Here is a 24,553-nt window from a genome sequence, read left to right as displayed (position 1 = left end):
GAATTAACAACTTTATTTTACCTGATGATTGCGTACTTTTGTTAATGAATAATAGATGATACCTGTCAAAATCATCGCAACAAAGGTCACACCAATCGTATCACTGATCCATAGGACTGATTTCAAGCTAAAGTATAGAACGACACCTAGTCCCCATGAAATAATCGCTAGCCAGTTCAAACCTTGTCGATACCAATATTTACCGTCAACTTTAGTTATTTCACTGATTTCATAATGACCCTTGCGAATGATAAAATAATCCACTAAAAATACGGCTATTTCTGGTCCTAAAAACATCCCAATATAATCCAAAAAGGCTGTAAAAGCATCTAGGAAGGTTCCAAATAACAATGGAATAAATGATACGGCTGTGGCAATCAAAGTCACTATCCATAATGCTGGCGTTAACTTTAGCTTATGCCAGACATTGGTTAACGCTGAACCGGCTGCCATTAAATTAACTGCATTAGCCGTTGTAGACGTAATAACAATTACTAACAATGCAATAATTCCTAACCCTAATTTTGATGCGATAGTTGACGGATCGGAATCATTTGGATCAAATGATTGGTTCATAACAGCCGTACCAATTGTTGCTAAAAGTCCAATAAACGCAAAACCGAATAACCCAACATTGGCACCAAGAAATGACCACCCAGTTGCACCGGATTGCTTTTTTGCAAATCTAGAAAAGTCTGACGAAGCTGTTACCCAAGCTAAATTAAAGGCTGCTAATATATCAATGGCTGCCCCTGAAGAAATTTTGACACGATGTGGTGCTTGCCAAGCAAAAATTTGACTTAATGAAACATTTTGAAAAACAACAATTGCTTCCCAAACAACAAAAATAATGACTAAAATAATGCCAACACGTTCAATCATCCGTACAGATTTTTCACCCAATGAAATAGACGCTAAATGCAGTAGTGACATGATAATAATACCCACGACCAAACCGGCCTTACCGCCATTAGCATATGCCGTCCAACCAAACAAATCTTTAAAAATCACTGAAATAGAAATCGCCGCAATAAATGTATTGGCAGCTGCCCAACCAATGAATTGAACAATATTAATAATTGAAGGACCAAAAGACCCTTTTAATCCAAATGATGCTCGTGTTAATACCATCATTGGCAGACCCGTTTTATATCCCATATATGAAGCTAACGCTAGAAAAATGTAAGAAATAATACCGGTTACAATTAATGTCGTTGATGCCGTGTACATACCTGCTGCGGCAATCACACCACCGATATACCATGTCCCATTATTCGCATTAGCACCTATCCAAGTGGCAAACATATCCCAATTTGACATCGTTCGATAGTTTTTTTCAATTGCGCGCACGTGTCCAAATTCTTTCGCCATCTTATCCTCCCTAATTACAGAAAAAATCGCACCACAAACATGGCGCGATCAACTTTGTTTTTCTCATCTTTTGACGCGCTCCTTAGTCAGCTCTCGTCTGATCCTTAAAAAAGCAATTCTATATTGTATAAAACTATACCCATTTCTCAAAATGAAGTCAAGTATTTACTAATTAATCTGTCGTGTATTAACTGCTAAATGAATATCATGCTCGGCTAATATTCGCATAACAACCATGTTAACATCTGCACGAGCACCAGGAAAATCAGTATTTGGCCCCATTTTCAGAGCGACGTTTACCACAAATTCATATCCATAAGGTAATACTTGGTTAATATAAGCCTTGGCAGTATCTTCTTCAAAACGTTGATCTGTTGCTAATTTTGCCATCGTTTCTTCTGAAACTGCAATTAATTCTTTCGTATGCGTATCTAATGACAAATAAAAAGTTAAGGCAATTTTACGAGAAGCCACACGTGACCAATTTGTAATCGGTTCATTTGACAATGTCGCATTAGGAACAATAACCAACGCGCCATCCAGTGTTCGTACCAGGGTTGAACGAAAAGTAATATCCTCAGCCGTGCCTGCAACAGATGGTGATTCAATATTGTCACCAATTTGAAAAGGCTTTTCTGTAATAATAACGATACCACCGAGTAAGTTTTTAATTGGGTCTTGTGCAGCCATTGAAACAGCCAAGCCGGCCAATCCTAGTCCGGCAAAGACACCATTCACATTTATGCCCCAATCTGACAAAATCATTGTCACTGTTAATGCCATAACAACAAATTGCAATGTTCGTTTTAAAAATGGCATGACAATTGAATCAACTTCAATATGAATTTTTGCACCAAAATGTTGCAATAATTGTGTCAATGAAGACATCAGTGAATATAGGCCATAACCAATACTAAATATTAGTATCGACTTATTGATTTCATGAGCAAACTGTAAAATTTTATGGGGTGCTTGCGCAATATTCAATGCCCAGACAATACCTGCAAATAAAATGGCAATCTTTGCTGGCGTTTCAAACGCCTTCAAAACATCTTGCCAAATGTCCAATCGTTTTGGCAATCTTTTTTCAACTTGAAAAAAAACAATTCCTACAACGCCCTTAACGACAACGATCGTTAAAATAACAACCAGCAAAGCGAGTCCAATGGCTTGCCAATCAAAATTATCGATCAGCCATTTTTGTAGAATTTTCATAGATGACTCCCTTCATCTTCCTTTTAATAACCATATCATACATGAATAGTAGAGACTATCACAGAAATAACAGATTTTTTAAAAGTAATGAAGAACTTTTTCCATGACAAAATATGCGTCATGAAAAATTTTAGTAAGAATCACCGTTAATAATCGAATTTTTAACAATAACATAATCAACATAACGTAAATCACGTAATTGACAGCCACCAGCGTAAGAAATTGATGATTGTAAATCTTGTTCCATCTCAGTTAAAGTGTCCATAATAGCACCACGATAAGGTACCAACAGTTTCTTTCCTTCGACATTTTTATACTCACCCTTTTGATATTGTGAAGCAGAGCCAAAATAAGTTTTATACTTTGCCCCATCAATTTCAACAATATCCCCTGGTGTTTCTTCATGGCCGGCAAATAATGAGCCAATCATAACCATTGTCGCCCCAAAACGAACAGACTTTGCAATGTCACCATTGTAACGAATACCACCGTCTGCAATAATTGGCTTCTTGGCTGCCTTTGCACATAAACGCAGTGCTGCTAATTGCCAACCACCAGTACCAAAGCCTGTTTTCAACTTTGTAATGCAAGCCTTACCAGGACCAACACCAACCTTCGTTGCATCAGCACCAGCATTTTCTAAATCCCGTACAGCTTCTGGTGTTGCAACATTACCAGCAATAACAAAAGATTCAGGCAAATTTTCTTTAATATATTTGATCATTTCAATAACTGAATCAGCATGCCCATGGGCAATATCAATAGTAATATATTCTGGTACTAAACCAGCTACCTTTAATTCATCAATGAAATTATATTCTTCTTTTTTAACACCAACTGAAATTGAAGCAATTTGACCAGCATCATGGAAGGTACGCACAAAATCTAATCGCGTTTCTGGATTAAATCGATGCATAACATAAAAATAGCCAGCTTTTGCTAACTTCATGGCTAAAGCATCATCAATAACCGTCTGCATGTTTGCAGGTACAACAGGTAATTTAAATGTGTGTGTGCCTAGTTGAACAGATGTATCTGCCTCTGAACGGCTATTGATAATACATTTATTTGGTACTAATTGAATATCTTCATAATCAAAAACTGTTGTAAATTCCATATTATATACTCCTAATGATAAAAGTTCGTGTTTTTTAATTATTTTCTTTTATTTTAACCACCAACTAGAAATTATACACGAACTAAAAAAAATAAACAACATTTATAAACGCTCAAAACCGAATATTTTTAATAAAAATATTTTATTTTAACGATTTGTGAAACTATAAAATCCTTGTTATACTAAATAAGATGATTACGTTACGGGGTCGTTACGGAATCGACTAGCATTGTTTGGGCTGGTACTGCGTTTAGGGGTTGTGGCCCTATAATCCACTCAGTAGAATTAACTGCAAAAAATTCAAACAATAACTACGCATTAGCTGCCTAAAAAACAGCTGGCGTTGCTTGTACTAGTATTAGTTGCATACTTGTATAAGTCTCAAAAAAAGCAACCTGCGCTGAGTGTTCGCCGTCTGTGGATACTTAGAAGAGGATAATCAGACTAGCTTATCTGATCGCTTAGCAAAATGGCGTGCAGTGAGTAAAATTCAAATCATTTTGCTATGAACGTAGATGTGTCAGTTGCAAAATGTTAGGACAGGGGTTCAACTCCCCTCGGCTCCATTTAATACCAGCTATAAACGTTGATTTAAAGGCATTTAAATTGTGGTTGGTGGCAAATTAGTGGCAAATTCAATTTCAGTTTGTTAATAAATAATTTTAGTCTGTTGAGTGATTATTAATTTGGTCGCCCAACAGGCTTTTTATTTATCAATACAAATTGATTGATTTAACACTTAGCTGTTATATAGGTGGAAAACACAAAAAAGCCTACCAGTCGTAATGACCAGTAGGCTTTGATTTGACTTGATAGTAGTTGTTTTAACTTTTGAAATTGCCGAGAGTAAGCCATCAAGCCATCTATAGTATATTCTATCAGAAATTTTTTGACAAATTAAAAGTCCACTAGTCGCAATAACCAGTGGGCTGAACCATGACAAAGGACAAATACAAAATGGTAAGTTGATCATGGCTTTTATAGTCATGTGCCTCGATCGACACATAGCTACTTGTAGAGCAGTTCAAGAGTAGTCAGTCAAATAGCTATTACACTCTACGCACCAATTATAGCACACAACAAAAAAGCCCACCAAGCTATTCAATCGAATAACCTAACGGGCTTGATTTTGCGACCGACATTAATGTTGGTCCCCTATTTAGTTAATAACGAATCGGCATTGTACCAAATGCTTCCATAAACACCTTCAACAATACCAGCACCATTCGAGGCGTTATCGTATTGATCAATTGTACCATAGGCGTAGCCAGCTTTGAACTTAACCTGATCCCCAATACGAGTTGCTGCATAGTTACCACGAGTCACATTATCCAACATAGCAAGCGGAATACCATTAGCCGTCCATGAGGCGTCTTTACCACCAGCCATATCATAGTTGATAGCTTGCCACATACCATTCACGTATGCGATTTTATCAACACGGAATGACTTGTAAGCAGTAAAACGATTGCCAACAGCTTTGAACTTCTTAATTGCTGATGTATCTGGTTTATTAACCACTGGCTTGCTTGGTGTCACATTTGGCACAACAGCGTTCTTATCAGTACCAGCTGTAAAGAAGTTGTCGTACAGAATTGAAGCGTCAAAACGTCCCAATGAGCTGGCAAAGGTTTGGTTTGACGTCCATTGCCATGCGTGTTCAGTTGAGTAGTGCTTCATTGCTGACGTTGGCACGTATGGATATTGTGCTAACCATGCTTTCTCACCAGCCGGACTGACACTTGATGAGTAACCACCAGTGTAAGTGGTTGAGCGGTAACCATATGCCCGCACACGGTTCTCAAAAGCTGTTGCAACTGGTTGCATACGTGAACCCATTGACAATTGATATGAGTTCTCAATATCAACTGCCAAGACAGCACCTACTGGCAACCCATCAGCCTTTGCCATTCGAGCAGCATAATCAGCTTCAGCAACCGCACCGGCTACTGTTGTTGATGACAGGAAATGATACCCGTTGATGTAAACACCAGCAGCCTTAGCAGCTGCGATGTTACCTGGTGCGGTGTAATCATGAAAGGTTGTCCCTTCTGAAATTTTAGTTGCGACAGCTTTCATACCGTAATTATTACGCATATAAACAAATTCTGGCGCTGTCATTTGTCCGTTGTGATTAGATACGTCGACCATATCAACACGAGGTGTATCAGCATGAATGGTTGTTTCGCCAACGCCACCTAATGCCAAGATTGCCCCAGCAGCTAAGACAAGTGTCTTAATTTTATTCATCAACATCCCCCTTTTTATTAGTTGTCTCAACAACACCACCGCCCGATACAACACCGAGAATACCTAAAATAGTTAACACGGTATTAACAACAGCAACAATGGCGTTCCAGTCACCCGTAAACTTAATCCCAAAAGCCGCAAATAATTGCTGAATTAGGACAATCAATAAAGAAAGCAGACCAGCAATCACCTTTCCAGAGTAACTACCGTCTGCATTTCGAAGTGCATTATTTATTTTTTTAATCATTGTGTTTGAAAACCTCCTTAGAAAGGTTGATTAGTTTTTCATCATGACGTTCCAAAATACGATCATGACCATCTAAGCGTTTGTCGATGGCATTAATACGAACTTCTTGCTTATCAAACGTCTTGTTCAGCCTATCCAAACTGTCAATTAAACTATCCATGCGACTAGATATGGGATATAGCGAACCTTTGATTGCTATTTTAAATATGAACCCTACGGCCGTTGATACACCACCGATAATACCAACAATCGCTGCAATATCTGCCCAATGCAAATTAACAAAAATATGATCACCTCCTTAAATTTGTACATTTAAAAACCACTCCTAATAAGTAGAGTGCCCCATTACAAATGGCTTCTTACAAAATCAACCACACGTTTCGCAACTCGATATTCACCAGCTTGATTAGGGTGTAACCCGTCCATTAAATATTGGCTTGCTTGTGTGTCGTTAAATGCTGCAATACCACTTTCTGCGTACATATCTAGCACTGGTAATGAGTATTTATCGGCGACCTGTTTAATCGCATTAACGTAATCAATTTGATATAAACCAACAGAATTCTTAGTGAATGAGTCGGGAGATGTTTTGTAACCATGATTTTTCATAGGTGTCATGACCATAATTTTAGCCGTTACATTGTTGCTAATCAATGTGTCCAATACGTTATCAACGGCACCGTAAACCGTGGAAACATCACCATTATTAAATTCCCCTAATGGCCGACCATAGTGGAAATCATTAACACCGAACCAAACCACTACTAGGCTTTGATCTTTAATATCAGCCACTCGTTCAACAGCACTATCAGTACGTCCATCAGCTTTTGAATAGGTTGAACCTGCTACCCCATTAATCGTGGCAGTTGAACCTAGAGATTGTGCTGCCAGATTAGACCACTTAATTTTGTTATATGACCAAGTAATTGAGTCACCAAAGAAGGTCATTTTACGAGTGGCCATTGGGTTAGCACTAAGCAAATCTTCATCTGAAAAGGTTACTTTAAAATTAAAATTATAACTATCACTGTTCCACTCGTACCAACCTAAGTAAAGTGAACCCCAAGGAGCTTGGTTCCTTGAAGCATAAGCCGAAATTTTTAACGTATTTATATTAACAAATATATATGCGGCACTAGCTCCACCAGCAGAAATATCAATATCGCCTTTGTTTTGTTGGTAAATGTTCTTAGCCATATCATCATACTGAACCGTCACCCAACCACTATTATCTAAATTCAACGTTTTGTTAGACTTGTTAATCTTCAATGGAAACTTTGAAGCTAACTCAACACGTTTACCAGTTTGCCGTTGATTGAAAATATCAATACCATCAATTGTAGCTGGGAACAACAAGCGCGCATTATATGGATAAGCCCAATCTACTGCTCCTAAGTAAACGTACGTAAACGGCAATGCTTGGTTAGTAGTAGGTGTTGTAACAATTTTTTTACTGACAATATCGTAGAAAATGAAACTTGCCGTGGTGCCGTTGTCTAGATTAATTGTTCCCGTTTGTTCTACATCTACTAACCCGCTTGGATAAAATACCCTAAAGTAGGGTGAATCTACCGTCATTGTACGGTCAGTAATATTGATGTTAATTTGCTTGTTACCTGTTGAAATATATGGTGTTCTATCAACTGGTTTAATTTCAGGGTTTCCCATATCGGAATTTACACTTGAAACCATTAAATAATAAGTTGGGCTAGTAGTTAAACTTATCCATCCTAAGAAAATGGCTGTACTTGGAATTCCTTCACTCAACAAGTTAATATCTTGAGTTGCAGTATCGTAATATAAGTAAAACCCAGTAATGTCTTTAGCCATGGTAAACGAGTATGTTGTAAGATTTGTTGCATATGACCTAGTACCACTAATTACCTTAAATACACTCGTAATATCTAAAGTTCTTTGCGCAATGTTTAAATTCAAAGCGTCTCCAGTGACCAAAAAACCAGTTTTTGTATTATCTCGTAACATATCGTTTGTAATTGACTGATTAGCAATAGATGCCGCTTGATAAACGCCTGTGTCAGTCCAACCTCCATTCAACCATACATATTTATGACCATTATCAGCAGCAACGAAAATACCTAATTTTCCGTTAGGATATTTTGTTTTTAATTCAGCAACATTAGCAACTGATTCAGGTGCCGTATTCATTTGTGATAATTGTTGTGAAACATTATTATTGATGTCATTCTCTTCGTAATCAATTCTCGCTTTAACAGAGCTGAATTTTTTACCATTCCTACTTGTTCGAGCTTCTTTTAGCTCATTGTAGTTTGTATCAATTGCATTGTTTTGGGCTTGTTCATGTAGCCCAAGCGTTTCAAAATCACCACGAGCTTCTTTTACTTCTGCATTTTGATCAGTACCTTCATCAGTAAAAAGCTTAATCAACGCATCTGGCATTTGTGCAATAGGCGCACGAACGTCTTTACCAAACTCTTTATGTAAAATGGCATCTTTAATAGTCTGTAAATCCTGCAATTTATTTTGATTGAATGGCGTTTCATCTGTGTAATTAGCCAAATCTCTATCAACCATTTGTTGTCCCCGTTTCTTTGTTTTCTAATTCGTGAATACGACTTTCAAAATCTCGATTAATTGTTGACTGATCTGTTTGAAAGGTTTCAAAATCTTGTGGTGTTACAAAATCTAAGTTGTTTATTTGTGTACCTAAATTGTCAACGCTATTTGACAAGTTTTCTAATTTGTTAGTAATACCTTGTAAATCAGCATTATCAACGTCTTTTTGAATGTCATCAATCAACGATTGTTGTTTTGAAATCGTATCGTTCAACTCTTTTTGTTGTGCATTCAAGTTAAATAGTTGCGTATCATAACCAACTATCCTCGCGTTTAATTTTGTAATCAGCTGTGCTACTTTGCGATTTTCCAATTGATATTGGCTTAGTGGTAACTGCTTGTCAGCAATTGTTAAACTAGACTTCTGCCAATTAGTAAAGTCAATTATTTTGGCGGTTACACGCAATAATTGACGGTTTGCTACCTGTTCAGCAATGAAAATATACCTGTCAGATACTTTGAATGAACTAAATTGTGGCAACTCAACGGCACTAACTGACCAGCTTTCTTTGGCACTAACTTGGTTAGCTATCCACTGTTTGGCTTTTGACAATAAAATAGCCGGTTCGTGGACATCATCCCACTGAACCGACTTTCTAATCACACCAAACTCTGCCTGTAAGGCTGGTATATCAATATAATCTTTACCATTATTAACCGTTTTAATATCAACTCTAGGCTGGCTAACTGCCGTGTCAGAATTGGTATTTGCGTTGTCATCTTGAATAGTTGCCCCCAAAGGGACTAATTGTGTGATAACTTCCGTTGGGTCTATATCAACACTGACCGATTGCAAATTCTTTGCTAACTGAATAGGTGTGTCTCGCGTATGATCTACACCTACATTTTGCAAATAATCAATGTAATTCACACCATCTTTGTATTCAACAACAATGTAACCACCTAAACGACTAATCAATTTGTCTTTGATTGTGTCCCAAGTGGTTGCACCATCTTCGATATACCGATAAACATTGTCGGTTGAATTAGTCACTGTAACATTGCGTACTTGAAACTTCTTATAATCAGGCACTTGTGAGTTATGTGTATTGATTAATCGCTGAAAGAACTGTTTAGGTGTCGTATTCTGAACTTTTGCCCACCGTTGGGATGTATCTTGCAAATAATTTTGAATACTTTCAAAGTTAAATGCTTGAATAAATTGCCCATTATCTTTCATTTGGCGTGATATATCAAAAGCACGCCCACGGAACAACAACGTTTTATCTTGATAAACTTCAATATGAGTTTGCAATGGTTTAACATGCCCAAATAACCAATTTTCTTGATTAACTGTTAATTCCAAACTGTCAATCTCTGCCTCTTTCAAGTCTAGTTTACCGTCCGATAATTGTTTACTAATGCGTGGATCATACACTACATGACCTGTCGTATCTGTTGGAGACTCGTATGCAATTATTCGATACATTAAATCATCTCCTCACGATAAAATCTAAACTCAATTATTCCGTTGCCTGTTAGCGTCAAATTATTAACGCCCATAGACAATACTAATTGCGTATCTTTGTAATTGCCTGACGTTAAGTCAATACTGCCAAAACCACCAGCAACAGTAATATTACCGCTAACTACTAATTCACATTCAATCGACTTAGAGCCGATATTATATAATTTAATCGCTTGCGTACCGTTCACGGTGTACTTTGTATCTTGGAATATCCAATGTGGGAAAAATACATCGTCCCAAATATCAGAGCCCTCGATATTGTTAGTAATCGCAAATGGGTAGCAATCAAACGTTACTGTTGCAGCTAATGTATTAACTTTGGCATCATCTTCCACGGTGACGGTTTTAACTTTACCTAGCCAATGAAAGCCAATATCGTGCGTATCGTATAGCGGTTGAATACCTAGTGGCACAAGCTGACGTTTAATTTCCTGTTCAGCGCCTTTGCGCGTACTGTAATCTTCATTAAATAGCATGACTTGATAAGTGATTTGGCGGTTGTCGAAATAGCGTTCACCACCATTTAACGTGCTGAAATCATACACACCTTGCATATAAGGAACACTTTCAGTAATTTCTTTTTCATCTGGCGTGGGTGCGTCTCGACTAATCAAGAACATACCGTTTTCAGTAGAATTGTAATCGCCAAAAGTAAAGCCCTCGGTAATTTGCTGTTCTAATTCAACGTCAGTTCGTTTTGATAAGTCGTGAAAGTCATAATTTATCAACTAAGTCGCCCCCTTAACCTTGTATTGTTTCCTAGTGCGTTATCCATACGATTAGCAGTGCCACCAACAAGTACATCACCGTCCAAATACATGTCGCTATTCTTGTTTGCAATTGTGCGTAGCAAGGCGTTATTTTGCATTTGTAGGCTACTATCTTGCATGGTTAGTGAACCGCTGTATGAACCGTTGACATTGGCATTCAAGGCTTGAATATTGCTATTTAGAGCATTTGAAGCTAAATCCCCCATACCACCAGCAACACGAGCTACTTGCTTTTGTGTTGACTTAATACCATTAATGAACCCAGCACCAAAGTAACCACCGAAGCCATACGTTACACGAGATGGTGAATGAATTTTCAAAGCTTTCTTAATAGCGCCCGCAGCTTTAGCGGCAAGCCCAGCTGCAACACTCATGACTTCACCGCCCATACTTCTGATACCATTTGCCAACCCTTTAGCGATAAACGAACCAGCCGATTGGAATAGTCCTTGTGTTCCTTTAGCACCGTCAGCACCAGATTTACCAGCACTTTTACCGGCCTTGTTTACCTTGCCAAAGCCATCAACAATTCCTTGTACAAACATTGAAAGTAATTTATGACCTGAACCAAGCACTTGACCAAGCGCATTACCAACACCATAAACAAACTTTTCAACAGCTTGCACAGCAATGCTTGCCAATCTAGGAATAGCATTCACAATTCCCATAATGAACTTGCCGAGCAAATTAATACCTGCGTTAATGATTTTGCCTAGATTGTTTGCAATACCATTGATAAACGCTACAACTACATCAACCGCTGCTGAAATTACACGTCCAATATTGCTTGCAACACCTTCTAAAATGCTGACGATAAAGCTAACACCAGCTGCAATAAATCTTGGCAATGTGGCTGTCAAAGCTCCTAATATTGAAATTACCATATTAGCAAACGCTGCGATTAACAACGGTGCGTTAGCAGCAACTGCGTTCATGATTGCCACTAGCATATTAACGATTGCTGTAACAATTTGTGGTACATACGATGTAACGGTCGTTAAAATGCCGAGGAACAACGTGATGAACTGTGCGGCTATTTGTGGTGCATAGGTAATCAATTGTGCTAAGAAACCTGATACCATTTGCATGAACAAAGCCACGATCTGTGGCACATAAGTAACCGCCTGCGTCAAAATTTGGGCAAACATAGTAAAGAACGCCAAAGTAATTTGTGGTACGGCTGCCATTACCGATGTCAAAAAGCCAGTAATCATTGCAGCGAAGCCAACACCCAACGCGGTCATTACTGGAATAATTGCTGAAATATTTCCCGATAACAAAACAATGGCTTGTGCTGCTAAGTTAATACCAGTTCCGAATAGCAATACACCAGCGCCAACTGCTAAAACAGCTGCACCAAATGCAACCATACCAACAGCACCAGAAGTCAATAGTGGACTAAATACAGCAAATACAGCAACTACACCACTGATTGCAAGTGCAAAAGTAATCATAGTATCTTCACCTTGCTGACCAGTTGAAGCTAGCGCCGTGAAAGCTAGGGCTAATGTTGTTAAGCCTCCGAGCAATACACCGATGCCTAGCGCACTTGTTGTCAAAGACCCACCAAACATTGCAAAAATACCAGTTAATACACCAACTGCCAAAGCAAATGTAGTCAGCGTTTCAGTACCTTGATCACCCTGCTTGGCTAACTGTGCAATGCCACCAGCAAAGACACCTAAACCAGCAGCTGCAATACCAACACCAGCACCAACTTTTAGCACGCCACTAGTAAAACCAGCAAAAAGTTTCTTAGACTTACCGGCTTTGTCGCCGGCTTCTTTAGTCTTATTTCCAAATGGAATTAATTTTCCTAATACATTACTGAACGCACCACCTAACTTATTAACAGGCGATAATACTAGCCCTAGAGCTTTAGGTAGTAACTTAATGCCCAAAGGCACAGCTAGTAATGCACCAGCACCAAATGCCGTTTGTAATATTTTCCCAATTGTTGATCCTTGACCACCGACTTTACCAAGTGCATTGTACATAGAACTGAACATATCCAAAACTGATTGAACAATACCACCAACAACTTTAAGTATATCGCCAACAACTTTCCATGCTGCTTGGATAGCACCAGTATTAATGAACGCCACGATTAGTTCTGTAACATTTGTAGCTAATAGCCCGATGAAACCAATCAAATTTTGAATAGCAATACTTGCTTTACTTGCAAAACCTGAAAAATCGACTGACTTTAACTTTTTGCCAAAATTATCATCAATCGCTTCCCCAATCTGTTTAAAATCATCTTGAAGCCCCATCAGCAGTCCTTTTAATGCTCCCAACGTATCTTTTGCAAGACCGCCAAACACATTAACCAAAGACTTACCAATGTTATCAACCGACTTATGAAATGCTTCAAAATGGTTATAAGCATAAACTAAGCCACCTACTAGTGCCATGACACTAACTAAAGCAATACCCCAAGGCGAAATTAAAAACTTAGCTGCACCTGCCATAGTGCTACCAATTTTAGTAGCAGATACTAAAAAGCCACCAACAGCAGTTGTAACAGAACCTATCACTGGCATTAAACCTATGAATTGTCGTATAAAACTAGCCATTGAACCGTTGCTATCACTAGCCCAGCCTAAGGCACTATTTGTCATATCTAGAAATGCACCAACTACGCCAGCGCTACCAGACATTGCTTTATTACTCAAAGCCTCCCAATTACCGCCAACTTGCTCAATCTTAGATCCTAGATTTTTTTGCATTTCATCAGCTTGTTTGCTTAAAAATTCAGTGGCTGTCTTAGTACTGTCTGTCGCTTCGTCCATTGTTTTTGTAAAAGCGTCCCAACTTGTGGTCGTGTTATCAGTTTTATCCTTAACAGAGTCCATTAGTGGCAAAATAGCTGCCATTCCAGATGTTCCAAACATCTTCTTTAAAGCGGCTGCTTTTTCAGATGATGTCATGTTACTCATTGAGTCACTGATTTCACCAAGAATTTGCGGCAAAGGTTTCATGTTTCCTTGTGCGTCAACGAATGATAGACCCAACTTGTCTATTTGACCTTGTGCAATTTGAGATGGTGCTTGCATTTGCAAAATTGCATGGTTTAAATCTTGTGAAGCTTGTGCTGCACTGAACCCACGGTTGGTAAGCAAACCAATTGCCGAAGCAGTGGTTTTCATGTCGATACCAGCGTTTGAAGCTGTACCACCAATTGTTGCCAAAGCCTGTTGCATATCTTCAATCGAAGCATTAGACAAATTGGCAGTTTGCGTTAGGATAGCTGCTGCCTGTTGTGGGCTCTTTAACGACTTACCCCAAATGTTCATTGATTGTTGAACAACACTGGCAGTTGTTTGTAAGTCCGCTCCTGCGGCAGTAGCAGCTTGCGCAATTGCTGGAAACTCTTTTTTGATCGTGTCAATTGAAGCACCATCACGAGCCATAGCAACCATAGCGTCCGCTGCGTCTTGTGCACTCAAAGGCAAAACAGCACCCATTTCGTTGGCAACATCAGACAAACCTTTAATATCCTTAGATGTACCACCAGCAATAACAGCAGCTTGGTTAAGTGATTGTTGAAACTTACCAAACCCAATTGCGCTCTTAACACCCATTGCACCGATCGCTGCACCAGCAACCATCATTGACTTACCGACACCAGACATAATCGAGCTGACTTTGCTGCCGAACGAACTAGCTTCACTAGCTGCCTTTGCAAAACCACTACTCATATTCTTATCAACCGCAGAAAGGACGGCTTGCACTGAATAACTTTCCATTTAGTTTCCTCCTTTCTTACGTTGTTTCATTTCTTGCAATCTTGCAAAACGTTCTTGAATAGCTTCTTGCTCCTGCTTTTGCTGTACGAATTCAGAAGTGTAATCGGGTTCAAATTGCGACCTAACTTCATCTTCTAATTCGGCAGCATTGTAGAAATCATTAAACTTCTTGTACATTGGCTTAGGGTGCTTATCACTACCCTTAGTAGCCTGTACCGTTTGATTAAGCCAAGCTTGAAAGGCAATATCTTCACGTTTTAACGTCCGCTTAATAGCGTATGCCTCCATTGCCAATTGATAATCAGGCAACGTCATTTCTTCTATCTGTTGCATTTGAGCAATAGAAAAACCTAAACGAGTGAGGCAGTTCAAGACGATTTCGTGATACGTTTGTTCACTGGTTTTTTCGTCTTGTTCTGTTTCTTCGTTTAGGCTTTGGCGTTTTTTAGTGCCACCTTGATAGCGTTAGCCTTTGACATTTCAGCGATAACATCATCAAACAACTTTTCTAAGTCGCCCTCATAATTATCAATAAAGTCATCAACATCATCTTGTGAAGGGCGTGTATCTTTAACTGTTGCCGTTGCTGAATAAATAACATCTGCCAATACGGCAGGGTCAGCGGTATTTAGTGCAGGAATTGACTTAGTTAGTCCCATTCCAAATGAAGCGCCTTGTACATCTAGTCCAGCAACTTTATCAAGCGTACGCACGAACTTTACGCCAAAAGACAATTCAATTTCTTTACCGTTAATCTTGATTTTCATGTTTTCATATTCCTTTCAAGTAAGCCGCCCCACTTGGTACTGTGCATTTATCGGCGACAATGTTTAATTATTTGATAACCGCTTTATCAACTTGTGATTGCCCGACTAAATTAGATGTCGGGTCTAGGCTTTTGGGTCTTCTGCAACCCCGTTGTCAGTATCTTTCCAAGCAGTACCACCACCAGTAGCATCCGCTTCTGTAACAGCATCCAAACCACGGAAGACGTAATCAACATCACCCTGTTGGGCGTCAGTTAGCTTAGTCCAGCCGTGCTTTGGTGTACCGTCAACAGAGAACGATACATCACGAGTTGAATTATCATCAGCATCGTTGTCGTTGCTATCTTCTGATACGTGGCCTTGCATGTACCAAGCTTCATATTCGCCATTTGCGTTAGCACGATCCATGCGGACAATTTCCATATCCATTAGCTCGTCATCAAAAATTGCTTGTAGCAACTCATCAGAAACTGCTGCCGTGTTATTGATAAACTCAACTTCTAAATCAGTTTCGATTGATGAAGATGAATTAACCGCCCCGTCCTTTGTTGCCGTTGAGTCACTATCACGACTTGGGTCAAATGACAATGAAGTTTGATAAGGTACTAATTGCATTTCTTTTGTTGCTGCGTCAGCGTGCTTGCGAGCAAACAAAACAGACTTAACACCTTGTAATGTTTTAACCATCTATTTTTCTCCTTTAAATTACTGATAATTCGAGTTGTAAATTGCCACGTTGAAACACTGTGTTGGGTACAGATGTATCAATTGACATATCTAAACTCTGTTGCTTTGGTTGTCCATAGAACTTGTAAACGTCCGTTTGAACATTACCGATTGCTGAATTTAAAAGACCGTCAGCAATTTCACCAATGGTCTTCCTTTGTTTTTTGCTACCCCACACATCAATCGTTAAAAAAATACGATCATTGCGTGAGTATTTTGTATTATCAACTACTGTTTGTGTTTGACTAATGACGACAAATGGATAAGTTACTGGCTCACCTTGCAAAGGCAAATAGTCGTAAACTGGTAAGCCCTTGTCTTGTATCAATTTGTAGTAGTAATCGAACAAACACTTTTGTGGACTTATCATTTCATTTCCTTCTTTAAGTCATTAACAAATTCGCCCTTTTCTTCATTAAAAACCGGCTTCAATAATGGTTCTGCTGACATGAAACGAGTTCCATATTCAACGTATGGATCGTATTCTTGTGTTAATGCAACACGACCTGTTAGCCCCTCATCTTCCATATCAAAGGCAATGGACTTCTTGGTTGCACCAGTTGAATAACCTTTAACATAGACATCTGGTGCTTTACGCATAGCGTTTTGCTGCATTCTTGTCGTGTGCGTTTTCACAACCTTTTTAGCAGCTTCTAGTTTAACTCTGTTATTAAGTCCAGCTTGTAAACTTTTTAAACCACGTAGTTCATAACTCATTTACGTTCACCTACAATCAATGTATGCGCTTTTAGCGGGTTACGTTCGGTTGTTTGAATATACTTAGTCGTATCATCATCAATCAGACAATAAGCCCACGACACGCCCACAGGACAAGCTAAACGTATGACTTTTTGTTGTGTGTTTAAATCGCCAAATAAAGCTTGTGAGCGATTAGTACCCATGTCCGTAACATTAGCAATTACTTCACTAATCAACTTTTCACCGCCGACATAATCGCCAACAGTGGGGTCGTAGTGTTCTTCACTTTCAGAATAGAACTTGATATTACTGTCAAATCTCATATTGACACCTCACAAGAACAAAAAGCGTCCAGACGTGTTGTCCTTGACACCGTTATCGTCTTTCCATGCATCAATATCTGTCATGAACTCATCAAAATCATTCGTGCTAAACGTGATTGATTCGCCTTCTTGCGTATATGAACTCATACCCTCATTGGCAAGGCGATTGTAGCGCTTTACAGCGACTTCAAACGCAATGTAGTCTAATTGTTCAGGTACATTATCAGAAGCTTTCAGACCCAATTTAAAGCCTAATGCTTGCGTGGTGTTCTTGATAATCAAATTAAGAATATCATCACGTTTATCGTCTTTGATTTGCAGCATGGTCTTTAAATCTTCTAGTTTCATGTCTGCACCCCCTAACTATTAAGCAGTGGTAACAGAAATAGCTAACGTAGAGTTATCTGACAACGTTGCTGTACCACCAGTAACTTTGCCGTCACCATCAACTGTTAAAGCAATTGCCTTAACACTTTTACCGTCAGCACCCTTTGCACCAGTGTCGCCTTTTGCACCAGCTGCTCCCGTCTTGCCAGTTGGTCCTACTTGTTCATTTTGCACGCCGTTTTCTAGCGCATTTAACTGTTCAGCAGTAATCTTATCCCCTGTTTTCCATTCGTGTGCTGTATAAGCCATAAATAAGCTCCTTTCAATATCTCTAAATTATTCAACTGCTGCACTGCCTACTTCAGCCGTGCCGACTAGGCTTAAGCTTTTTTTGCTGCTGCCTTAAAGATTGCTTTCTTGTTGTCATCACTGATCCATTGTCCTGCCTTACCAGCACCTTGCAATTCGATACCATCAAAATCAGTTGATTCAATCGTACGAGCCGTTGCAATACCAGTAAATGAACGTCCAATGTTGTCAGGCGTAAAGATAACTGCTTGTTCAGCCATGTATTGTGATGGCACTTTGGTCAAAGTAACACCACGGAAATGAGCAATACCATTTGCATCGATATCAACTGCTGAACCCTTGCCAGTAGTTGTTAATGGCGCGTCAATAATGGCGTTGTAAACTGCTGCCGTCACATATGCACGGACAGGTACAACAACTTCTAAGTCGGTGTACTTTTCAACGGCTGTTTCAAACAGTGCGTTGACATCACTTGCGTCCAGTCCAATATCAGTAGCAGCACCAGCCAAATATGCACCTTGTTTGTTATTAAACAAACGTGTCTTAGCTTGTGCTTGCAAATTCAAACGGTCAGCAACTGCCGTATTAACATCATTGTTGACAGTGAAACGGTCAATTCCTTCATGAAATGCCCAACCAAAGTCATACGGTACATCTGAATCACCATAAATGACTTCTTGCATTGCGCCAAAGCGTGATGAATTAGCTGTTCCAGTGCCAAATGCAGTGTTTTCATCAGTGCTGTACTCACCAACTACCACTGGTACATCATTCGTCTTCAATGAAAATGCCGTGGCGTTGTTTTGAATGCCGTCTAATGACTGTAGTGCCCCAAATGTAGGAGCGAATGTGCCTTGCACACCATAAACAGTTGCGATCAACTGTGCAAATTGCTTTTGGTATGTGCGAATAGATAAATTGTTATTATTGTTAGCCATGTTGTAACTCTCCTTGTTTATATGAATTGATAATCTTAGTGAACGGGTCATCGCTTGCGTTCAAATTAGAGCTGCCATTATTAGGCGCGTTTTGTCGCATGCGTTCGTTCACACCCTCATTAATACCTTGTTCGATTGACTTTTGAATCGTTTCAACAACACCAGAAATCTTATCAGCGTCACCCAAATCAACTAATGAACTAGCTAAATCTTTCGGCAAGCCTTTTTCTGCTAGAATGTCACCGACATTGGCAATTAGCTCACGCTTGTTTAACTCATCTTCACGAGCTTTTAAATCATCTAAGCGTTGTTGTGCCTCTGCATCAGCCTTTTCTTGTGCCGACATCTTAGCAAGCTTTTGCCCCTCCGATTTGCCGTCTTCTAACGCCTTATTCTTAGCCTCTTCAAGTTGTTGATTGAACTTTTCTTGTTGTTTTTGAAAGCGACGGTCATATTCAGAATTAATCTTTGCGTCTAGTTCTTCTTGAGTAAGCGTAATTTGTTCTGATTGATTTTGTGCTTGTTGTTCTTCTTCAGCCATATTTACCTCCACACCATAGAAATAAAGCAACTAAAAAGTGCCCTGTCAGATTTCCCCAACAAGACACATCACTATTTCCCATGATATTTAATTTTATTAAAACAGTTTAATGACATATTCAGGTCAATTTTTATTTATCCGGTTCATAATAGCCAGCTAAGCTACATCTGCAATTCGGTTCACGGATGGCGAGGGTATGCTGGTACATTATTTAATTTGTACACTCCCTCGCCATCTTTACCTCCTTCTGAAATGCTTACACAATATCGACAAGCGCCACTTTCAATGAGCCATTTAACGTATTCAATACTGTTTTCTTTATAGCTATCAATCTGTGCTTGTCCAATAATTCGAGTCCACTCTGTTCGCGCTAAACGCTCTGTCACATACTTAGCATTGTCCTTGAAATCTCCTGTAACCAAATCTCGCAATCGCCTAGCCGTCACATTAGCATTCTGTCCTTGTAACACATTGTTAGTCAGCAACACGTCTAATCTAGCTTTTAGTTCATCTGTATTCTGCCAAATGCGGTCACTGAATGTCGCGCCATTAATTTGTGCAGATACTATTTTGAACACTTTGTCTGCTTTAGTTGCTTTAGAAGCTACTGCCACTGACGCACCCAAGATACCAGCTTGACGCACTTTTTCATCAATATATTGTTGGTTTAGTTGCTTCTGCAAATCAGCATCAACTTCAACACCAGCCTTAATCAAGGATAATGCAACTTCTGCCTTCAAATATTCAAGTCGATTAATACGCATTGTCGCATTATAAATCTTCATACGTTCATTTGCTTGTGCTGTAAAGTCGTTTCTGCCAACTGTCTTACCTACTTCTTTGCGTAACTGATCAGCATACTTAACGAGTGCCTTAGCCTCACGCTCATAAACCTTAATATCAGCATTAGTAACTTTATTCTTGCTAATACCTGACAACTGCAAACGTGCATATTCTGCTTCGATTTTCTTGTTAATGTCATCAATTGCATTATCGTAATGCTCTGTAATATCATCAACATTAGTAGCTTGCTCCATGTATTTTTGTTCAGACTTAATGCGCTTTCGCCAATAAGCACTATCTTGCTTCGGTCTCGTCATTATTCACCTCTGCATCTAATTGCACACCATAATCAGCTCGATTTCTTGCAATTTTTTCAGAACTTTCATCTGCTAACATGTCAACTATCTCACTAGGGTCTTGTACGTTTGGTAAGAATTGATACAAATATTGTTGTGGTAACTGTGCACCAGCGTTGACAATTTGTACCACTGCTGCAACATCATCTGTCGGCATGTTATCCGTAAATGTGAATTGAATCGCATTAACATCTGTTTTCATACCGCTTGATGACAATGTTTCTAGCTGCTTAATGATTTGATAACGCTTATAAAGTCCAACTTCAAAAGCTTTACGTTTCGTACTAGCTAATTCAATCGTGCCTAACACTTTATACTTCATAGCAACACCACTAGCATTACCTGCAAAGTTCTCGTCAGTTAGATCGGGTGTATGTGAGAACTTATGAATGTCATGTGCCAATCGTTCCTTGTACTTTTCAGTACCCGTTACATCATATTCTTTATGGATATATTCGGCATCAACATCCGTCTGTTGCCCGTTCATTGAAACACCTGATTTAAGTAACAGCATATTAGCGGACTTCATTGAATTAAGCATATCTAGCTTGTCTTGTGCTAGCTTTTTAGCTGACGTATCGTCATTCGGATCAATACCTGACATCATGTTAGGATTTTGCAACAGTGTATCAATATCACCCTTAATAACTAACATAGCGTCATTTAAATCAGTCATGTAATTAGCCGTGTCTGATTCAGCAGCATCATATAAATCAATCAGTGGAATAACGTTCTCGAAGTCGCCAATTCTAAACTGATTGTTCTTGTATTCGATAACTGGAAATGCATAAATAGGCAATTGCTGTTCAACTATCAAAGCACTATCCAAATAAGTCGGCTTGTACAACGTATATTGGTTGTCCGTCCACGTTTCAACACGATATTCAAATACTGATTGATTGTTGTTGCCCACTAACTCAATGAGATGATAGCGTACTGCCATAATAGGTTGCGGGTCAACTTCTAGTGAATAGATAACAAACGTTTCTAACGGGCTAAAAACCACACTGTGTTCAATATCATCTTCACCCCGATAAATATATTCAAATGCTCGTCCAAATCGTGTGACATCTAAGAATAGCGAACTGTTGACACTGTCAAAGTCGTTACGATTCTCAATATCATCAAGACGCTCGTCATCATCATGCTTAACCGTGATTGCATTACCAACACTGAATGACGTTTGGAAATCAGCAATGTATTTACCAAATGAATGTACCGCACGATAATCTGCTTTACCTGCCTCAACTCTGCGATTCTCTGGATCTAAAATATTTGTATTAAAGCCTTGGTAATAATCATCTAACATCTGCAATCGTGGTTGCTGATAGTCATGATGATGTTTAATAAACTGCATAATTCTTTCAGGCGTTAATTTAGCTATGTCTTCTTGATAAACTAAATTAGCTTGCCCATGTTGTTTAATATCGTAAATGATGTTCACCTCCTTATAGTCCTAAGTTCTTAACCGCTTGTACGCGTTCTTGATAACTCATGTAATGATTGTTAGTAACGAACATGTACGATTCCATGGCATATCTTAAAGCATCAATTGCGTGGTTGTTTTCATCTTTTGGTTTGTTTAGCCAATTGCCTAGCTTATCTTTGTCATACACATACGTATTCATCTCGGATAACAGCCCTTGTACTCTCGGATGAATAACAAAGTGATAGCTTTGCATGAATTGTATACCTTGAATCACGCTATCTTTTCCTTTACCAGCTGGTTTAATGTTAGGAATGCTGTATGTGTTAGACAATTCAGCAATTAAACGTTGCTCTGCACTATCTGCGACAATTGGTAACCCATACGCTTTATGCTGTGCTAATGATTGTGCAATCGCTTGTGTGAGCATTCCTTGCTGGTAGAACTCATCATAGACATACACGACACGGTTATTCTGGTCAATTGCCATAAATTCGCCTGCCGTTGGATCGTGCTTAAAACCAAAATCAAGCCCGACAACCTTAGGTAATGTTGCAATCTCTTCTATACTGAAATCTCGTTGTTCAAACAAGCCGTCAAATACAAGTCCTTCCGATATACCCCATTCGCCAAATACAGCCACCTTAGCACGATTAGGATTACGGATAACCATTTCTTCCATGCTGTCTATGAAGTCTTGATTCAAATGGTGATTGTTCTTGTATGTCGTCGTAAATGCAAGCGTGTTTTTACGCCTTGTGTCTTCGTCAAAGAACTCACGTTTGAGCCAATGCCTATCGCTCCACGGGTTAAATGTAATGACGTGCTGATAAAAGCCACCAGTTGGCAATTCTCCACGCATAGATTCAATCACGGTTTGAAACGATTCATCACTTTTTAATTCATAAGCTTCTTCCCACCAACTGCGACATATCTTACCTGATGTAGTTGTAATTGATGTGATTTTCAATGGGTCGTCCATTGAACGAAAAAATACCTTTTGTTGTGTTGGCTTATACGTGATTTCCAACGGACTAACAGTGAATTTAAACAAATCATCTAACCCCATGTAATGCACTGCCCATTTAATAATGGCAAATGTACTATCTTTTTGAGTATTCTGGAACTGCCTGACGACTAACCAATTCACATAGGGATAACGCAACATATCAATGACCACTTTGAACGCAGTTGCTACTGACTTACCACTGGCACGAGCGCCTTTTAACGCAATGTACTGTTGTTTAGATGTGTACAGTTTGTAATAAGCTTGATCAACCAGCTTAGGGACATCAATAACTAAATTATTCGTCACTGTTATCCTCCTGTTCTGGCATAACAATATTGATATTTACATTGCCATTATCTTTATTGCCTGCATCAAGCAATTCAAGCAATTTCTTTTGCGCTGCTTGTTTATCGTACAAATCAAGGACAACGCCATCACGACCAATCGATACTTTTTTAATTAAGCTCGTGTCAACCTGTGACTTGTCTTTGAGTTGCACCCATGATTGATGATGCTTAACGGGATTATCGTCAACATCCAACTTTACGTTCCCTTCATTATCAGTTACTAAAACATCATAAGCACCAAAATCTAAGTAACTCCCAATATCTGAAAATGATTGCTTCATTAAGTCGGCTAGCACATCTTCTTTATTAGCGCCTAGGTCATGTAAACGTGCTTGCCTCATACCCTGAATAAGTGATTGTACCTTAGCATTTCTTAGCATTCTAGAACCGTTAACCATTGCTGTTTCATAGTCCACATCATAGATATTAATGTATGCTTGCGTTGCGTTGAAAAGTCTCACATACTCGATAACAAAGGCTTTTTGCTTATCAGTTAAGTCGCTATCAGCTAGTTCATCAACGACCTGTTCCGCTTTATTTTTTGTATGCGTACCTTTTGATTTTGTACGCGTACCTTTTTGGAATGGTGCATCCTTATTTCTAGACCAGCTATAGCGTTGTTTCCAACTCTTAACTGTGCTTAAAGCAACATTGTATTTATTGGCAATGTCTTTGTACTTCATACCAGCGTTGTAATCTTGTTCTGCATTTTCCCACTTCTCGGTCATTACATATCACCCACCTCGCTTTTTCTTTGCTTACAATTTGTTACTGCTTATATCTGCGCACTAGAAATATTTTTACCTTTAAAATCTGGTAAATCATTTAAAACAATATTTTCAGCAATTAAATTTATACCATCTGGCGTTACTTCTACTTGAGTTTTAACACCTTTATTTTCATCTCTAAAAGTCACACGATAGTAATCTTCATGTGAAACAATCTCTGGCATGTTGTCTGCTGCTTTCGACTGTTTTTCTGATTTCAACGCCGTTAGTTCAGAAAGTAATGCACGGTTCTCTACACGTACCTTAGTAAGTTCACTGACGATTTGATTATTAAAATCAGCTGCAAGCATTTTTAACTCACGATTCACGAAAGCATATAATTTTGAAATATCGGTTGATTGTTCAACTTTCAATTGTTCTAACTCTTGTCTTGTTGCTTTTGGTTCAAACATTTTGATTCCTCCTCTTGATGTTTCTTCTTATTATCAATCG

Annotated in this window: 24 protein-coding genes, 1 other RNA gene and 1 pseudogene; 1 reads left to right on the top strand and 25 read right to left on the bottom strand. The window is 38.9% G+C overall.

From position 1 onward, the window contains the following. Nucleotides 1-12: 12 nt before the first annotated feature. The 3 genes from AC3B5D_RS00725 to AC3B5D_RS00715 form a co-directional block, all read right to left on the bottom strand. Nucleotides 13-1,371 (bottom strand): cytosine permease, encoded by a 1,359-nt coding sequence (locus tag AC3B5D_RS00725; RefSeq protein ID WP_489839997.1) that lies wholly within the window; start codon nt 1,369-1,371, stop codon nt 13-15. Nucleotides 1,372-1,539: 168 nt separating this feature from the next. Further along, on the bottom strand, nt 1,540-2,586 hold the full coding sequence (locus tag AC3B5D_RS00720) for a mechanosensitive ion channel family protein (RefSeq protein ID WP_489839998.1): 1,047 nt from the start codon (nt 2,584-2,586) through the stop codon (nt 1,540-1,542). 130 nt (nt 2,587-2,716) lie between these two features. Continuing rightward, a complete protein-coding gene (locus AC3B5D_RS00715; protein WP_489839999.1) occupies nt 2,717-3,703 on the bottom strand; it encodes a GMP reductase in 987 nt (328 codons plus the stop codon). Nucleotides 3,704-3,907: 204 nt separating this feature from the next. On the opposite strand from AC3B5D_RS00715, the gene ssrA reads away from it, so the two are divergent. Continuing rightward, nucleotides 3,908-4,272, top strand: a transfer-messenger RNA (tmRNA) gene (ssrA, locus tag AC3B5D_RS00710). Nucleotides 4,273-4,858: 586 nt separating this feature from the next. Here ssrA and AC3B5D_RS00705 read toward each other — a convergent pair. From AC3B5D_RS00705 to AC3B5D_RS00600, 22 genes and pseudogenes are all read right to left on the bottom strand, one after another. Further along, complete coding sequence (locus AC3B5D_RS00705) at nt 4,859-5,953, bottom strand: GH25 family lysozyme (RefSeq protein WP_489840000.1); 1,095 nt, start codon at nt 5,951-5,953, stop codon at nt 4,859-4,861. Between the two features lie 4 nt (nt 5,954-5,957). Next, nucleotides 5,958-6,200: pseudogene (locus AC3B5D_RS00700) on the bottom strand (phage holin); the annotation flags it as partial. Then, complete coding sequence (locus AC3B5D_RS00695; protein ID WP_489840001.1) at nt 6,193-6,474, bottom strand: hypothetical protein; 282 nt, start codon at nt 6,472-6,474, stop codon at nt 6,193-6,195. The gene AC3B5D_RS00695 and the pseudogene AC3B5D_RS00700, both read right to left, overlap by 8 nt. 71 nt (nt 6,475-6,545) lie before the next feature. Next, a complete protein-coding gene (locus AC3B5D_RS00690) occupies nt 6,546-8,753 on the bottom strand; it encodes an SGNH/GDSL hydrolase family protein (protein ID WP_489840002.1) in 2,208 nt (735 codons plus the stop codon). Next, nucleotides 8,746-10,224, bottom strand: coding sequence for a phage tail protein (locus tag AC3B5D_RS00685; protein ID WP_489840003.1), 1,479 nt, complete (start codon nt 10,222-10,224; stop codon nt 8,746-8,748). Before AC3B5D_RS00685 ends, AC3B5D_RS00690 begins: the two co-directional genes overlap by 8 nt. Continuing rightward, entirely contained in the window at nt 10,224-10,991 is a 768-nt protein-coding gene (locus AC3B5D_RS00680) for a phage tail protein (protein ID WP_489840004.1), read from the bottom strand. The genes AC3B5D_RS00685 and AC3B5D_RS00680 overlap by 1 nt, the downstream gene beginning before the upstream one ends. After that, nucleotides 10,988-14,782 carry a phage tail tape measure protein gene (locus AC3B5D_RS00675; RefSeq protein WP_489840005.1) on the bottom strand — a complete coding sequence of 1,265 codons (3,795 nt, stop codon included), beginning with the start codon at nt 14,780-14,782 and terminating at the stop codon, nt 10,988-10,990. The genes AC3B5D_RS00680 and AC3B5D_RS00675 overlap by 4 nt, the downstream gene beginning before the upstream one ends. Then, entirely contained in the window at nt 14,783-15,115 is a 333-nt protein-coding gene (locus AC3B5D_RS00670; protein ID WP_489840006.1) for a hypothetical protein, read from the bottom strand. 95 nt (nt 15,116-15,210) lie between these two features. Further along, complete coding sequence (locus AC3B5D_RS00665; protein ID WP_489840007.1) at nt 15,211-15,549, bottom strand: tail assembly chaperone; 339 nt, start codon at nt 15,547-15,549, stop codon at nt 15,211-15,213. A gap of 123 nt (nt 15,550-15,672) precedes the next feature. Continuing rightward, entirely contained in the window at nt 15,673-16,236 is a 564-nt protein-coding gene (locus tag AC3B5D_RS00660) for a phage major tail protein, TP901-1 family (protein WP_489840008.1), read from the bottom strand. A 13-nt stretch (nt 16,237-16,249) separates the two neighbouring features. Beyond that, nucleotides 16,250-16,645 (bottom strand): tail completion protein gp17, encoded by a 396-nt coding sequence (gene gp17 / locus AC3B5D_RS00655; RefSeq protein WP_489840009.1) that lies wholly within the window; start codon nt 16,643-16,645, stop codon nt 16,250-16,252. Next, a complete protein-coding gene (locus tag AC3B5D_RS00650) occupies nt 16,642-16,992 on the bottom strand; it encodes an HK97-gp10 family putative phage morphogenesis protein (RefSeq protein WP_489840010.1) in 351 nt (116 codons plus the stop codon). Before AC3B5D_RS00650 ends, gp17 begins: the two co-directional genes overlap by 4 nt. After that, entirely contained in the window at nt 16,989-17,297 is a 309-nt protein-coding gene (locus AC3B5D_RS00645) for a hypothetical protein (RefSeq protein ID WP_489840011.1), read from the bottom strand. Before AC3B5D_RS00645 ends, AC3B5D_RS00650 begins: the two co-directional genes overlap by 4 nt. Nucleotides 17,298-17,306: 9 nt before the next feature. Further along, nucleotides 17,307-17,645, bottom strand: a complete 339-nt coding sequence (locus tag AC3B5D_RS00640) for a phage head-tail connector protein (protein ID WP_489840012.1) — start codon at nt 17,643-17,645, stop codon at nt 17,307-17,309. Nucleotides 17,646-17,663: 18 nt separating this feature from the next. Beyond that, nucleotides 17,664-17,933: a phosphoenolpyruvate synthase gene (locus AC3B5D_RS00635; RefSeq protein ID WP_489840013.1), complete on the bottom strand. Its 270-nt coding sequence runs from the start codon at nt 17,931-17,933 to the stop codon at nt 17,664-17,666. A 71-nt stretch (nt 17,934-18,004) separates the two neighbouring features. Beyond that, nucleotides 18,005-18,871, bottom strand: coding sequence for a phage capsid protein (locus tag AC3B5D_RS00630; RefSeq protein WP_489840014.1), 867 nt, complete (start codon nt 18,869-18,871; stop codon nt 18,005-18,007). After that, nucleotides 18,864-19,412, bottom strand: coding sequence for a DUF4355 domain-containing protein (locus AC3B5D_RS00625; protein ID WP_489840015.1), 549 nt, complete (start codon nt 19,410-19,412; stop codon nt 18,864-18,866). The genes AC3B5D_RS00630 and AC3B5D_RS00625 overlap by 8 nt, the downstream gene beginning before the upstream one ends. Nucleotides 19,413-19,591: 179 nt before the next feature. Further along, a complete protein-coding gene (locus tag AC3B5D_RS00620; RefSeq protein WP_489840016.1) occupies nt 19,592-20,512 on the bottom strand; it encodes a minor capsid protein in 921 nt (306 codons plus the stop codon). Further along, complete coding sequence (locus tag AC3B5D_RS00615; RefSeq protein ID WP_489840017.1) at nt 20,490-21,995, bottom strand: phage portal protein; 1,506 nt, start codon at nt 21,993-21,995, stop codon at nt 20,490-20,492. Before AC3B5D_RS00615 ends, AC3B5D_RS00620 begins: the two co-directional genes overlap by 23 nt. 4 nt (nt 21,996-21,999) lie before the next feature. Beyond that, nucleotides 22,000-23,292, bottom strand: a complete 1,293-nt coding sequence (locus AC3B5D_RS00610; protein WP_489840018.1) for a PBSX family phage terminase large subunit — start codon at nt 23,290-23,292, stop codon at nt 22,000-22,002. Beyond that, nucleotides 23,282-24,061, bottom strand: coding sequence for a terminase small subunit (locus AC3B5D_RS00605; RefSeq protein ID WP_489840019.1), 780 nt, complete (start codon nt 24,059-24,061; stop codon nt 23,282-23,284). The genes AC3B5D_RS00610 and AC3B5D_RS00605 overlap by 11 nt, the downstream gene beginning before the upstream one ends. 47 nt (nt 24,062-24,108) lie before the next feature. Further along, complete coding sequence (locus AC3B5D_RS00600; protein ID WP_489840020.1) at nt 24,109-24,513, bottom strand: hypothetical protein; 405 nt, start codon at nt 24,511-24,513, stop codon at nt 24,109-24,111. Between the last annotated feature and the right edge of the window lie 40 nt (nt 24,514-24,553).

The sequence above is a fragment of the Weissella sp. ESL1177 genome (assembly GCF_058107185.1).
This window is presented reverse-complemented; position numbering and strand designations above follow the sequence as displayed.

What these genes read in the sequence shown, in the direction of transcription:
- AC3B5D_RS00725 (WP_489839997.1), bottom strand. Translation starts at nt 1,371, where the DNA reads ATGGCGAAAGAATTTGGACACGTGCGCGCAATTGAAAAAAACTATCGA.
- AC3B5D_RS00720 (WP_489839998.1), bottom strand. Translation starts at nt 2,586, where the DNA reads ATGAAAATTCTACAAAAATGGCTGATCGATAATTTTGATTGGCAAGCC.
- AC3B5D_RS00715 (WP_489839999.1), bottom strand. Translation starts at nt 3,703, where the DNA reads ATGGAATTTACAACAGTTTTTGATTATGAAGATATTCAATTAGTACCA.
- AC3B5D_RS00705 (WP_489840000.1), bottom strand. Translation starts at nt 5,953, where the DNA reads ATGAATAAAATTAAGACACTTGTCTTAGCTGCTGGGGCAATCTTGGCA.
- AC3B5D_RS00690 (WP_489840002.1), bottom strand. Translation starts at nt 8,753, where the DNA reads ATGGTTGATAGAGATTTGGCTAATTACACAGATGAAACGCCATTCAAT.
- AC3B5D_RS00685 (WP_489840003.1), bottom strand. Translation starts at nt 10,224, where the DNA reads ATGTATCGAATAATTGCATACGAGTCTCCAACAGATACGACAGGTCAT.
- AC3B5D_RS00675 (WP_489840005.1), bottom strand. Translation starts at nt 14,782, where the DNA reads ATGGAAAGTTATTCAGTGCAAGCCGTCCTTTCTGCGGTTGATAAGAAT.
- AC3B5D_RS00670 (WP_489840006.1), bottom strand. Translation starts at nt 15,115, where the DNA reads ATGCAACAGATAGAAGAAATGACGTTGCCTGATTATCAATTGGCAATG.
- AC3B5D_RS00665 (WP_489840007.1), bottom strand. Translation starts at nt 15,549, where the DNA reads ATGAAAATCAAGATTAACGGTAAAGAAATTGAATTGTCTTTTGGCGTA.
- AC3B5D_RS00660 (WP_489840008.1), bottom strand. Translation starts at nt 16,236, where the DNA reads ATGGTTAAAACATTACAAGGTGTTAAGTCTGTTTTGTTTGCTCGCAAG.
- gp17 (WP_489840009.1), bottom strand. Translation starts at nt 16,645, where the DNA reads ATGATAAGTCCACAAAAGTGTTTGTTCGATTACTACTACAAATTGATA.
- AC3B5D_RS00650 (WP_489840010.1), bottom strand. Translation starts at nt 16,992, where the DNA reads ATGAGTTATGAACTACGTGGTTTAAAAAGTTTACAAGCTGGACTTAAT.
- AC3B5D_RS00645 (WP_489840011.1), bottom strand. Translation starts at nt 17,297, where the DNA reads ATGAGATTTGACAGTAATATCAAGTTCTATTCTGAAAGTGAAGAACAC.
- AC3B5D_RS00640 (WP_489840012.1), bottom strand. Translation starts at nt 17,645, where the DNA reads ATGAAACTAGAAGATTTAAAGACCATGCTGCAAATCAAAGACGATAAA.
- AC3B5D_RS00635 (WP_489840013.1), bottom strand. Translation starts at nt 17,933, where the DNA reads ATGGCTTATACAGCACACGAATGGAAAACAGGGGATAAGATTACTGCT.
- AC3B5D_RS00630 (WP_489840014.1), bottom strand. Translation starts at nt 18,871, where the DNA reads ATGGCTAACAATAATAACAATTTATCTATTCGCACATACCAAAAGCAA.
- AC3B5D_RS00625 (WP_489840015.1), bottom strand. Translation starts at nt 19,412, where the DNA reads ATGGCTGAAGAAGAACAACAAGCACAAAATCAATCAGAACAAATTACG.
- AC3B5D_RS00620 (WP_489840016.1), bottom strand. Translation starts at nt 20,512, where the DNA reads ATGACGAGACCGAAGCAAGATAGTGCTTATTGGCGAAAGCGCATTAAG.
- AC3B5D_RS00605 (WP_489840019.1), bottom strand. Translation starts at nt 24,061, where the DNA reads ATGACCGAGAAGTGGGAAAATGCAGAACAAGATTACAACGCTGGTATG.
- AC3B5D_RS00600 (WP_489840020.1), bottom strand. Translation starts at nt 24,513, where the DNA reads ATGTTTGAACCAAAAGCAACAAGACAAGAGTTAGAACAATTGAAAGTT.